Source organism: Dellaglioa sp. CoH-57-MRSF-17 (assembly GCF_056782015.1).
The window spans coordinates 1-264 of the sequence record NZ_JBXAXY010000151.1 but is presented as its reverse complement, the minus strand read 5'-3'; the positions used below and the strand labels follow the sequence as shown (position 1 = coordinate 264).

Sequence of the window (264 nt, the reverse complement as noted above, 5' to 3'; positions counted from 1 at the left end):
AACAGACATTGCTTGTTCCTTATTTAACGATGTTGCGATTTTCCATTTCTGCTGCGTGCTCTTCCGCGTAACGCCGTGCCGCACGTTTCATACCCGATTCGGTTGCCGGCCAGTCACGCATACCGCCTACACGCGGCGACAGATACGAGAGTTCGCACCTGAGCGGATCATGTCGTGCAATCTGTTGTTCGTAGCTGAATCCGCGCCCCATGCGATTGTCGGGCGTAAACGTGAAACTGCCGATTGTTACCGATTCTTGCGTGT

Annotated in this window: 1 protein-coding gene; it reads right to left on the bottom strand. The window is 53.4% G+C overall.

The window, feature by feature from the left end; all coding sequences use genetic code 11:
- Positions 1–19: 19 nt before the first annotated feature.
- On the bottom strand, positions 20–264 hold a 245-nt coding region (locus AC1RPJ_RS08230; protein WP_481762920.1), incomplete at its 5' end, for a hypothetical protein.